The organism is Parabacteroides sp. AF17-28 (assembly GCF_003479205.1).
In the GTDB taxonomy this organism is placed as follows: Bacteria; Bacteroidota; Bacteroidia; order Bacteroidales; family Tannerellaceae; genus Parabacteroides; species Parabacteroides acidifaciens.
Window position 1 is genome coordinate 61,515 of sequence record NZ_QUGV01000029.1, and the last position, 9,054, is coordinate 70,568.

The 9,054-nt window shown below is 39.0% G+C and carries 12 protein-coding genes; 11 read left to right on the top strand and 1 reads right to left on the bottom strand.

What is annotated here, in order from left to right; translation table 11 throughout:
* Position 1: 1 nt before the first annotated feature.
* The 10 genes from DWW90_RS17520 (at position 2) to DWW90_RS17565 (ending at position 8,279) form a co-directional block, all read left to right on the top strand.
* Entirely contained in the window at positions 2–1,036 is a 1,035-nt protein-coding gene (locus DWW90_RS17520) for a glycosyltransferase family 4 protein (protein WP_122345908.1), read from the top strand.
* A gap of 5 nt (positions 1,037–1,041) precedes the next feature.
* Entirely contained in the window at positions 1,042–2,394 is a 1,353-nt protein-coding gene (locus DWW90_RS17525; protein ID WP_147382445.1) for a phenylacetate--CoA ligase family protein, read from the top strand.
* 23 nt (positions 2,395–2,417) lie between these two features.
* Positions 2,418–3,521 (top strand): glycosyltransferase, encoded by a 1,104-nt coding sequence (locus DWW90_RS17530; protein WP_233547796.1) that lies wholly within the window; start codon positions 2,418–2,420, stop codon positions 3,519–3,521.
* Positions 3,522–3,554: 33 nt separating this feature from the next.
* On the top strand, positions 3,555–4,322 hold the full coding sequence (locus DWW90_RS17535) for a bifunctional 2-polyprenyl-6-hydroxyphenol methylase/3-demethylubiquinol 3-O-methyltransferase UbiG (protein WP_122345911.1): 768 nt from the start codon (positions 3,555–3,557) through the stop codon (positions 4,320–4,322).
* Between the two features lie 6 nt (positions 4,323–4,328).
* Positions 4,329–5,465: a glycosyltransferase family 4 protein gene (locus DWW90_RS17540; RefSeq protein WP_122345912.1), complete on the top strand. Its 1,137-nt coding sequence runs from the start codon at positions 4,329–4,331 to the stop codon at positions 5,463–5,465.
* Complete coding sequence (locus DWW90_RS17545; protein WP_122345913.1) at positions 5,462–6,031, top strand: DapH/DapD/GlmU-related protein; 570 nt, start codon at positions 5,462–5,464, stop codon at positions 6,029–6,031. The genes DWW90_RS17540 and DWW90_RS17545 overlap by 4 nt, the downstream gene beginning before the upstream one ends.
* On the top strand, positions 6,025–6,930 hold the full coding sequence (locus tag DWW90_RS17550; protein ID WP_122345914.1) for a glycosyltransferase family 2 protein: 906 nt from the start codon (positions 6,025–6,027) through the stop codon (positions 6,928–6,930). The genes DWW90_RS17545 and DWW90_RS17550 overlap by 7 nt, the downstream gene beginning before the upstream one ends.
* 10 nt (positions 6,931–6,940) lie before the next feature.
* A complete protein-coding gene (locus DWW90_RS17555) occupies positions 6,941–7,714 on the top strand; it encodes a glycosyltransferase family 2 protein (protein ID WP_122345915.1) in 774 nt (257 codons plus the stop codon).
* 72 nt (positions 7,715–7,786) lie between these two features.
* Positions 7,787–7,993 carry a hypothetical protein gene (locus DWW90_RS17560; protein WP_147382446.1) on the top strand — a complete coding sequence of 69 codons (207 nt, stop codon included), beginning with the start codon at positions 7,787–7,789 and terminating at the stop codon, positions 7,991–7,993.
* The gene (locus DWW90_RS17565) at positions 7,983–8,279 is read left to right on the top strand and encodes a type II toxin-antitoxin system RelE/ParE family toxin (RefSeq protein ID WP_115498776.1); all 297 of its coding nucleotides are present in this window, start codon (positions 7,983–7,985) and stop codon (positions 8,277–8,279) included. The genes DWW90_RS17560 and DWW90_RS17565 overlap by 11 nt, the downstream gene beginning before the upstream one ends.
* 37 nt (positions 8,280–8,316) lie before the next feature.
* On the opposite strand, the gene DWW90_RS17570 is transcribed toward DWW90_RS17565, so the two are convergent.
* Entirely contained in the window at positions 8,317–8,613 is a 297-nt protein-coding gene (locus tag DWW90_RS17570) for a hypothetical protein (RefSeq protein ID WP_122345917.1), read from the bottom strand.
* Positions 8,614–8,678: 65 nt separating this feature from the next.
* Between DWW90_RS17570 and DWW90_RS17575 the strand changes: the two genes are divergently transcribed.
* Positions 8,679–8,882, top strand: a complete 204-nt coding sequence (locus DWW90_RS17575) for a hypothetical protein (protein WP_233547797.1) — start codon at positions 8,679–8,681, stop codon at positions 8,880–8,882.
* Positions 8,883–9,054: the final 172 nt, after the last annotated feature.

Here is a 9,054-nt window from a genome sequence, read left to right on the forward strand (position 1 = left end):
TATGAAAACGATTGTGCTTCTTTATTCAGCATTGATGCCTTACAACATTGTAGTTGTAAAAGAGCTTTTGCAAATTGACTGTGTTGTCCATATTGTCAGATGGACAAAGTGTAGCACACCCTATGTTCCCCCCGAATTACCAAATGTCATTTATTATGATCGTGATTCATTCTCCGATTCTCTTTCCTTACTAAATCAAGTTCGAAATATTGAACCTGATCTGATTTGGGTTTCCGGTTGGATTGATAAATTGTATTGTAAAGTAGTCAGTTCTTTCCGTAAGGAATGTAATATACCAATTGTAGCGGGGAGTGATACCCAATGGAGAGGAGGAAAACAATGGTTGAATGTTCTGTTTTCTCCATTTAGACATAAACGTTGGTTTAGCCATTTATTTGTGTCTGGTGTTTGGCAATATGAATATGCTCGTCGATTAGGATTTGATACAAAACATATTCTTATGCATAATTTATCAGCTGATGTATCAACATTTATGTCAGTAGATATTGATTTGAAGCAAAATCATTATCCTCATAAACTTTTATTTATTGGGCGTTTTGTTGATGTTAAAGGTTTATCTTTTTTGCTTGATGCATGGAAATCTATATCAGATAGAAAGGGCTGGATACTTACTTTAGTAGGGAATGGTCCTTTACGTGACACATTGAATGAATTTCCAGAAGTAGAAATCAAAGATTTCATGTCACAAGAAGAACTGGCTGTTGAAATGCAACATGCAGGTGCCTTTATTATTCCTTCTGTTTTTGAACAATGGTCCTTAGCTTTACACGAAGCTGCTGCAGGAGGATTGCCAATATTATCTTCAAATCGTTGTGGAGCGGTTCCTTATTTTGTTTTGGATAACTATAACGGTCATTTGTTTACTCCGGGAGATGTTTCTTCCATTCGTGAGGCTCTTCAATCGTTGATTGCTACTTCTGATAAAGAATTGATACGAATGTCGTATAAAAGTCGTGAATTGTCTATGCGGATTAATCCGGAGATTGTGGCTCAAACATTATTAAGTATTTTATGATATTTATGGAAGAATCAATTTTTTGGTTGAAAAATAAGCTTTTAAGGAAGGCTGCGATGAGACAATATGAGAAAGCATTATTGTCTGACACTTTATTCTATGAAGAATTGAGAGATCTCAATTGGGAAAAAAGAAAATCGATAGTGGTACATGCTTACAATCATTCTGCTTTTTATAAATGTTTCTATGATGAACACAACTTTAACCCTTCCATGTTGCATACAGAGGAGGATTGGAACAAGGTCCCAATATTGGAAAAAGAAGATGTCCGAAAGTTTCGTGAAGAGATAAGAGATGTTAGTGTCCCTTCGAAATATGTTGGAGTTGCAACTACTGGAGGTTCAACGGGGATGCCTTTAAAAGTATATACGGATAAGCGATTTCATTTTGAAATATTGGGTTGGAGGGCATTTCGTTGGTGGGGAGTTTCGCCTGCCGATCATGTTGGTATTATACATCGTTCTGTTCCTTCAACTTTTTTAAGTAAGCTGATTAATCGTTGCATGTGGTGGCCTACTCGTAGAGCCTATTTAAATGCTTCTTCCATTATGGAAGAAGATATTAGTGAATTTGTACATTCACTAATATCACAGCAAACAAAATGGATTGTTGGATATGTCGGGGGGATCGAAAAAGTTGTAGACTATATTCTTGCAAATAATATCCATATTGAATCTGTCCGTCTGATTTGGTCTACATCTGCTCCCTTATTAGATTTTGTACGAAAAAAAATAGAAAGAGCGTTTAATTGTAAAGTGATGGATCAATACGGATGTTGTGAAGTTGCACATATAGCAATAGAATGTCCCCATTGTAAAGGCTTTCATGTAAATTCGGATTATGTCCATGTGGATATAATGAATAAAAAAGATAAGACTCTTTTAAAACCTGGAGAATCAGGAGATATTTTAATTACAAATTTGGAAGGCAGGGTATTCCCTTTAATAAAATATAGATTGGGAGATACAGGTAGTTTCTCTTTAAGTAAATGTAATTGTGGGTTACCATATCCTTTACTTAATAAGGTGGTGGGACGTACATCTGATTCAATATATACTCCGTCTGGACTTATGTTAGAAAGTGCATATTTGAGTACCATTTTTGATGATTATACTGATTTTGTGTATAATTTTAGAATATATCAGAGTGAAAATTATGCTGTGACGATTTATGTAGTTGTAAACAAAATGAATAAAACGGAAGTTGAGCATGTAATTCAAATGATAAAAAAAGAACTATCGTTAAAGACTAAAAATGAGATACCTATAAGCTTTGAATGTATGGATAAAATTGAAAATGATCGTGGGAAAAATCGATATATTATCAGTGAAGTTGCTTTGGCTTTAAATAAAAAATGAACATTCTACATACAATCCCCTCTATGGGAGTTTTATCGGGTGGTCCTGCCTTAAGCACTCTATTATCTGTTCAAGGTGAAATTGCTGCTGGTTTGTCTTCTGTTATATTGACATACGATATAGATAAGGGAAAGGACCAATTGATAGATTCTTCTCTATTTATCCATTTGGTTCCACGTCCGAAAGAACAACGGTTTGGTTATTCTTTTCTTTTTCGTCAGGCATTGGAAAAGGAACAGGCGGATATTTATCATATTCAGGGCATCTGGCAATATCCATCTGTCTGTACTGCTTCATGGGCAAGAAAAGAACATAAGCCCTATGTGATAACGTTGAGAGGAATGTTATATCCGCAGTGTTTTGAAAAGTCTGCAATGATTAAGAAATTATCGTTGTGGCTATATCTGAAATCGGATTTACAAAAGGCTGCTTGCTTGCACGCTACTTGTATGGAAGAGATGGGGCATTTGCGAAATATGGGGATTGAGTCTCCTATTGCCGTTATTCCTAATCCGATTAAATCCTGTAATCGGCAAACAGGGGGGCTTTTGCCGGATAAACAGAGAATAGGCTATTTAGGACGTATCCATCCCCGTAAACATGTGGAACGTATCTTTTATGCTGTAAATGCTTTACAGTGTAAAGATGTGGAGGTTTTGGTTATTGGAGATGGGGATGCTGGTTATATGCAATACCTACAGCAAGAAGTAAAACGCTTACAACTAAATAACGTTATTTTTACCGGTTTCTTAAGTGGTAAAGAGAAAGAGGAAGCGTTAGAATCTCTTTCTTACTTGGTTGTTCCCAGTAATTTTGAAAACTTTGGTAATATTATTATTGAAGCATTAGTAAAAGGTGTCCCTGTCATCGCCTCTAAAGGCACCCCCTGGGAAGAGCTCAACACGCATCGTTGCGGTTGGTGGGTGGATAATGATGTGGATACTTTGGCTGCGACGATCCAGGAGGCATTGAATACTACTGAAGAAGAAAGGCTGGCGATGGGAGAGCGGGGTAAGCAGTTGATTAAAGATAATTATTCCGTAGAAATGGTTGCCGGTAAGATGAAGCGGTTATATGAGTGGATTTTATATGGAGGCGAGAAACCTGAGTTTGTCTATTTGAAATAATCTGAATCATGAAATGACTTAATAATAAATATAATGAAGCTTTTAACTGAAAAAGATAATATAACTGAAATAAGCGTATTGGAAAAAAGAATGCAGAAGTATTATGAAGCAGCAAGTACATATCCTGCATTTGTAACCCCTGCTTATCATACGCAGCAATGGAAAATTCTTTTGAAATACATTAAACACTATAGTAACACAAATAAAATTGTAGAGATATTAGAAATAGGTGCTGGTAAATCCGGATTAGGTGAATTCTTGGAATCAGAGAACGTACGCAGCTGCGTACGAGTGACGTCTCAAGACGTCACTCCATTAAATATAGATTGGTTAAAGCGATATTCAGATCAGGTTTTCATCGGAGACGTGGAAAAGATGGATGGAAAATTCCATATAGTGATTCATTCGTATGTGTTAGAACATGTTTCAAGACCATTGAGTTTTCTGAATCATGTATATAATAAATTAACCTTTGATGGAGGTGTAAATATAATTGAATGTCCACGATATGATTTCTTGTTTTATTTACCGAATTCAATGGATCATTTAAGCATGATAGAAAAAATAAAAATGAAAATAAGGCTTATCTTCTTTTCTAAGCCATTTTCTATTATAGATGATCCTGCTATATTTTATTTACCTTTTCGTACGGATCGGGATGCTATACATCTTGTTCGAAAAAAAGACTTCTATAATCTTTTTGGAAAGTCGAATATAAGAACTTGGCGTGCTAAGTCTTTTGGTTTTCGACATTGGTTATTGAATACTTTTTTAACCTGTCGGATGTGTATTAAGAAATAATCAGGAATGAAAATAACAATAATAACAAGTCCTTTCGGATATATTCCTCCGAAAGGTATAGGGGCCGTGGAAAAACTTTGGTATGATATTGGTCTTGAATTTGTAAAACAGGGGCATAATGTTTGTTTTATATCAAAGACCAACGGAAATATCAAAGAAAGTGATACTCTGGTTGAACATGGGGTGTCTTATCTATTTGTAAAAGGATATAGGCGTGGACTGCTTTTTCTGGATTTGATACTTGATTTTATTTATTCGTTGAAGGCTCTGCTGAAAATGAAATCTTGTGATATTTTGGTCATGAACACATTCTGGACTCCTGCATTGTGTGGCCTTTTCCGGAAGAAATATAAAGTTTCAGTTTACAATGTTGAAAGAATGCCTAAGGGACAGTTTGGGCTTTATCCAGCTGTGGATCGTTTATCCTGCGTTTCTCAAGCAGTAAAAAAGGTTCTTATAGAACAGGCTCCCAATCTGGTTGATAAGATAAAAGTCATTAGCAATCCGGTAAATACGGAAGTGTATTCATATACGGAAAGAGATAAGGCAGATGGTATGATTGTTGTTATGTATCATGGTCGTATTCATCCTGAAAAAGGGTTGGATATTTTGGTAAAGGCGTATAATAGCCTCTTGGCTGAATATGATAATCTCGCGCTTGTTTTAGTAGGGACAGTTTCTAAGGAGATGGGAGGTGGAGGAAATGAATACCGACGATATTTGGAATCGTTGACCCATAGAAAAATTAAGTTTGTTGATCCCATTTCTGATGCCAGGCTATTATCTGAGACGGTTGCTTCCTGCGACATCTATTGCTATCCTTCTGTTGCGGAAAAAGGTGAGACTTTTGGTGTTGCACCATTGGAAGCAATGGCATTAGGACGTCCTGTAATTGTATCCGATTTGGATTGTTTTAAGGATTTTGTTGAGGATGGTATAAACGGGTTTATTTTTGACCATAGAGAGAAAGGGGCTGTCGAACGGTTGTCGTACTTGATGAAACAATTGATTGAGAATGAAGAATTATGTAAAGATATTGGATGTCATGCTGCCAAAACAGCTAAAAGATTTTCTGTGGCAAATATAGCAGATTCATATTTGCAGGATTTTAATCAAATGATGTTAGATAAAAAATATAAATGAAAAAGATTTGGCTGAAAGATAAACACCAACCCGATGCCTACACCTCTTCCTGGAGTTTGAAAGAAGCTTTAGGTATTCGAGTGTGGCATATTGTTTGGTTACTTTTGTTTCGATGGACACCCAAAAAAATGAATTTCTGGCGTCTCTTTCTGCTTCGATTGTTCGGGGCTAACTTAGAACAGGTTTTTATCTTTTCTTCGGCTCGTATTTATATTCCCTGGTTGCTGACGATGAAACATAAGTCATGCTTGGGACCTTGTTCCGAGGTCTATAATTTAGGACCTGTTACTTTCAAGGAACGTTCGGTTTTGTCTCAATATTCGTATATTTGTAATGGAACTCATGATTTGTCTTCACGAAGACTACCTCTGATGGTTGGTGATATCATGATCGGTTCGGATGTCTTTATTGGAGCGAAAGCTCTTGTTTTACCGGGTGTTACAGTTGGTGATGGGGCTGTGATTGGCGCAGGAAGCGTTGTCACCAAGGATGTCGCCCCCTGGACCATCGTCGGTGGGAATCCTGCTAAATTTATAAAGGAACGTATCATAAACGAACCATGTTAGACCTGTCCGTTATTATCTTGACCTATAATGAAGAACTGCATATCCGGCGTTGCCTGGAGAATGTGAAATCTATTGCGAAAGCGATTTATATAGTCGATTCCTATTCGACGGATAAAACATTGGAGATTGCAAAAGAATATAATCAAGTGGTTGTTCTTCAGCATAAATGGGAGAATAATTATGCCAAACAGTTTAATTGGGGGTTGGGAAATGCTCCTGTTACGACTGAATGGGTGCTTCGTCTGGATGCGGATGAATATTTATTGCCTGAATTGATTGCGGAGATGGAAGAAAAGCTGCCGGCTATGGATGAGGGTGTGACAGGGGTGATTCTTAAACGTCGTCATATCTTCATGGACCGGTGGATGAAGAGGGGGATTTATCCGGTTAAATTGTTGCGGTTGTTCCGGTATGGGAAAGGGATGTGCGAACAACGCCTGATGGATGAACATATCCAGTTGTTAGAAGGAAAGGCTGTCGAATTTGAATATGATTTTGCGGATCATAACCTGAATAATCTGTCTTGGTTCTGCCATAAGCATGTTGATTATGCTATCCGGGAAGCTGTTGATTTGCTGGATATGGAATATGATCTGACAGGTGCGGCTAAGGAGGATGAACATAGACACTTAACGGAGCAGGCTATACATAAGAGGGCAATGAAGCATAGATATGTGAAACAACCTTTGTTTGTACGTTCATTTCTCTATTTCTGTTATCGTTATTTTCTCAAAGGAGCTTGTTTGGATGGAAAGATCGGATTTATCTGGACATTCTTTCAAGGGTGGTGGTACCGTACCCTCGTCGATGCTAAAATATTTGAAATTAAAAAGATATGTGGTTCTGATAAAACAAAAATGAAGGACTATATTTCTACATATTATAAGATTCAACTTTAATCTTTCTCCCATGCTTATCTCCCTCATCACCCCCGCCTACAACAGTGCGCGGACTATTTCTGATACGTTGCTTTCTGTGAATGGGCAGACGTATCGGGAGGTTGAACATATTATTGTGGACGGGCTGTCGACGGATGGGACGTTGGAGGTGGTGGAAAGGGTGGATGAGGGGAAGGGGGCGCTTTGTCCGGTGTGCCGGAAGGTGGTGTGCGGGAAGGATGAGGGGCTTTATGATGCGATGAATAAAGGGATCAGGATGGCGGCCGGGGAGGTGGTAGGGATCTTGAATTCGGATGATTTCTTTACTGCGCCGGATGTGCTGGAGAAGGTGGCGGAGGCGTTTGAGGAAGATGAGACGCTGGAGGCGGTGTATGGGGATATCCATTATGTCTATCCGGAGGACTTGACGAAATGTGTCAGGTATTATTCCTCGAGGGTCTTTCGTTGCTGGCTGATGCGGCTTGGCTTTATGCCCGCCCATCCTTCGTTTTATGTGCGGCGTTCGTGCTATGAGCGGTTAGGGTTGTATAAGACGGACTATAGGATATGTGCGGATTTTGAATTGCTGCTGCGGTATCTGTTTGTCCACCGGATACGTGTCCGTTATCTGCCGATGGATTTCGTGACGATGCGTATGGGAGGAGTCAGTACCTCCGGGCTGTCTGCCTGCCTGCAGATCATGAAAGAACATCTGCGGGCATTCCGTGAAAACAATATCTATACCAACCGCTTTATTCTGTCATTAAGATATGTGTATAAGGTGCTGGAGTTTGTGAAGAGGTAGAAATGAGAATCATAATCTCGAAAATAGTTCCTATATTTGTTCCGACACTTTAAATATTAAATAATTATGACTATGAAGAAAAAAAATGTAGAATATCAATACCCGGAAAAGAGCTCTTCTTCCGTTCAGGAACCTATTGTCTCATATCAAAGGGATATTTCATCAAGGGAAATACCTGAATATATATTGAATGATATACAAGTAAGTCGGGAAGAATATAAGAATGGATTGGCTATTCCGGTTTCGGACTTCATGAAAAAGTATAAAGATGGAGTATAATTTAGTCATTACTCCTAAAGCTCAGAAGTCTATTGATGATGTATGTGATAAGGTGTTAAATGCCTGGGGTATAAAATGCTATAACAATTTGATAGATGAATTGGAACGTTGTTTTAATATAATACAAGATTATCCATTCGCTTTCCAGGCAAATATTCGTTATCCGGAAATAAGACAGTGTGTTGTGACTCCGTTAAATATCCTGTACTATGAGATTGAAGAGCATGACATTATTATCCTGGCTTTTGAAGATACACGTATGGATCCGGATAAGGTTACTTTTTAGCAATAACAAGCCGAGGGGGCAAAGCCCCCTCGGGAAACTACAACCAATATTTCAGTAAATACCCCGTGCCACCCAGCAGCATCAGTGTGTATCCGGAGAGGCCGAGCCAGTCGGCTTCGAGGGCGGAGGTTTCGGGGTGGGCAGGAGGGAGAGGATTGCGCCTAAGGCTGTCAGGGCTATTTCCGTTTCCCCTTTCCAGAGGGAGAGGAGACTGAGGAGGCTGAGGCAGAGGATCAGGACAAAGGTTGTCACCGGTAACCGGTCTTTTCCGTCGCGGGAAGATGATTCGGGCGAGGGTGGTGAGGAAGTTGAGAATGGTTTCAAGATATTTCATTTTTTAATTGATTAATTGATTATTAATTTGTTCATTTGTAAAAAATCAAATCTGAAATGTCGAAGATGAAAAAGAAGAATATTTATCGTCCGGAGCCGGAAATACAGCAATCCCATACTTTGCGTGAACCGGAGGTGACCTACCTGCATAGAGGGCATTCGGAAGAAGCAGAGGGAACATATCCCGTCATGTCGCTGAAAGAAGCTTTGACAAACGGGATGCCTTTGGAAGAATCCAGACGATTGATGTTTGAACGGATCTATAAATGATGATTTAACGGTGAGAACAATGTCGTCGTAGGGGCGGTTCGCGAACCGCCCAAAGCCCTGTAAGGGCGGCAGATCATAGCCCAAGGCGTGAGCCTTGGGTCAAGAGAGGGGCACCTCCCGTCTTCGAGCCCTCGTATGTTTGCAAAGAATTATTAGAATCGAATAAAAAGTA